Origin of the sequence: Mesorhizobium sp. M4B.F.Ca.ET.089.01.1.1, assembly GCF_004022605.1 — a bacterium.
GTDB lineage: Bacteria > Pseudomonadota > Alphaproteobacteria > Rhizobiales > Rhizobiaceae > Mesorhizobium > Mesorhizobium abyssinicae.
Window position 1 is genome coordinate 1 of sequence record NZ_RZOS01000649.1, and the last position, 2,405, is coordinate 2,405.

2 protein-coding genes and 1 pseudogene are annotated in these 2,405 nt (G+C 64.7%); all 3 read right to left on the bottom strand.

The window, feature by feature from the left end:
- A pseudogene (locus EN780_RS32170) lies at window positions 1-202 on the bottom strand (BMP family ABC transporter substrate-binding protein); the annotation flags it as partial.
- Window positions 203-253: 51 nt separating this feature from the next.
- Window positions 254-1,174, bottom strand: coding sequence for an ABC transporter permease (locus EN780_RS32175; protein WP_127282244.1), 921 nt, complete (start codon window positions 1,172-1,174; stop codon window positions 254-256).
- A complete protein-coding gene (locus EN780_RS32180; protein WP_127392731.1) occupies window positions 1,174-2,286 on the bottom strand; it encodes an ABC transporter permease in 1,113 nt (370 codons plus the stop codon). Before EN780_RS32180 ends, EN780_RS32175 begins: the two co-directional genes overlap by 1 nt.
- Window positions 2,287-2,405 lie beyond the last annotated feature (119 nt).

Here is a 2,405-nt window from a genome sequence, read left to right on the forward strand (position 1 = left end):
TCTCGAGATAGGCGGTCTCGACCTTGTCGCCGAGCGCCTTCTCCACCTCGAGGCGGCCCTGGTCGTGCTGGTAGGAATAGCCGAAGTCGCCGATCGGGCCCGTATAGACCCAGCACGCCTTCAGCTTGTCGGCGGCTTCGGCCGTCGCCGCCAGCGAAATCGCGGCGGTCGTGGTCATCAGGGCAATAAGCAGTTTTTTCATCGTGTTACCTCTCTGAGTTAAGCCTTGGAGCTTCCCGTCTTTTTGTTGTTGTCAACGATCCGGAACGAATGGCTGCCCCAAGGAAGCCGGCGTGTTCATCATCGTCAGACGCTTGTTGCGCGAGATTAGAACGAGAACCACGACGGTTGCCAGATAGGGCAACGAAGAAAGCATCTGCGACGGTATCGGAATGCCAAAAGCCTGTGCATGAAGCTGGCCGATCCACACCGCGCCGAAGATGTAGGCGCCGGCGAGCACCCGCCACGGCCGCCAGGAGGCGAACACCACCAGCGCCAGCGCGATCCAGCCGCGCCCGGCGGACATGTTCTCCACCCACTGCGGCGTGTAGACCAGCGACAGATGTCCACCGGCAAGGCCGGCGCAGGCGCCGCCGAAGATCACCGCCAGATAGCGGTAGCGGATCACCTGGATGCCCAGCGCATGCGCCGAAGTGTGGCTATCGCCGATCGAGCGCAAGGTGAGCCCGGTGCGGGTCCTGAACAGGAACCACATGACGGCGGCGGTCAGCACGATCGAGATGTAGAAGACCGGATCCTGGCCGAAGATGAGCTTGCCAACGACCGGGATCGAGCTCAGGCCGGGAATGTCGAGATTGGGCAGGCGCTGGCCGGGCTGGCCGACGAAGCTCGTTCCCATCATGCCGGAGAGGCCGAGGCCGAGCAGCGTCAGCGACAGCCCGGTCGCCACCTGGTTGGTGGCCAGCGACAGCGTCATGACGGCAAAGAGCAGCGAGAACAGCGCACCCACGACGATCGCCGCGAGCAGGCCGATCCACGGCGAACCGGTCAGGTAGCCGGCGCCGAAGCCGCCGACGGCGCCCATGATCATCATGCCCTCGACGCCGAGATTGAGGACGCCGGAGCGCTCAACCACCAGTTCGCCGATCGCCGCGATGAGCAGCGGGGTCGCCGCGGTGGCGATGGTCAAAAGGATGTTGACGGTGATGTCCATCAGCGTGCCTCCTCCAGCTTGGGCGCGCCCTCGAGTTTTGGCGCGGCGAAGCCGATCAGACGAATGCGGTAGTGAATGAGCGTGTCGCAGCCGAGCACGAAGAACAAAAGCATGCCCTGGAAGACGCGCGCCACCTTGTCGGAGATGCCGAGCGCGCTCTGCACGGCCTCGCCGCCGAGATAGGTCAGCGCCAGAACCAGGCCCGCCGCGATGATGCCCAGCGGATTGAGCCGGCCGAGGAAGGCCACGATGATGGCGGTGAAGCCGTAGCCGGGCGATATCACCGGCTGCAGTTGGTTGATCGCGCCCGAGACTTCCGAGATGCCGGCAAGTCCGGCGAGCGCCCCCGACAGGAGGAAGGTGAAGAACACCATGCGGTTGAAGCCGAAGCCGGCGAAGCGCCCTGCCCTCGGGCTGGAGCCCAGCACACGGACCTCGAAGCCCTTCAGCATGCGGCTCATCAAGAGCCAGATCAACACGGCAGCGACCAGGGCGAAGACGAAGCCCCAATTGGCGCGGCCGGCGTCCGGCATCAGCTCCGGCAGAATGGCGGAGTCGCCGAACTGGATGGTCTGCGGAAAGCCGTGGCCCTGCGGATCGCGCCAGGGACCGCGCACCAGCCAGTCGAGGAAAAGCTGCGCGACATAGACCAGCATCAGGCTGGTCAGGATCTCGTTGGTGCTGAACCGCGTCTTCAGGAGCGCCGGGATGGCGGCGTAGGCGGCACCACCGAACATGCCGAGGATAAGCATCAGCGGCAGCACCAGCGGCCCTTCGAAGCCGGGGAACACCACCGGGATGATGGAGCCGAAGATGGCGCCGAAGATCAACTGGCCCTCGGCACCGATGTTCCAGATGTTGGCCCGGTAGCAGACCGACAGGCCGACCGCGATCAGGATCAGCGGAGCCGCCTTGATCGCCAGCTCGTGCAGCTGCCAGACCTGGCTGATCGGCTCGATGAAATAGATCGTGAAGGCGTTGAGCGGGTTGACGCCGAGCAGCGCGAACATGATGGCGCCTGCGACCATCGTGAGCGCGAATGCGATGAAGGGCGACAGCACCGAAAACAGCGCCGAGCGCTGCGGGCGTTTGACGAGTTCGAGGCGCATCATGCCGTCTCCAGCGTGTGTTCGGCGTGGCCGGGCTCGGCCCCGCCCATCAAGAGGCCGATCTTCTCGAAGGTCGCCTCGGCGATCGGCAGCGGTTTCGACAATTCGCCATTGTGCATCAC

What these genes read in the sequence shown, in the direction of transcription:
- EN780_RS32175 (WP_127282244.1), bottom strand. Translation starts at nt 1,174, where the DNA reads ATGGACATCACCGTCAACATCCTTTTGACCATCGCCACCGCGGCGACC.
- EN780_RS32180 (WP_127392731.1), bottom strand. Translation starts at nt 2,286, where the DNA reads ATGATGCGCCTCGAACTCGTCAAACGCCCGCAGCGCTCGGCGCTGTTT.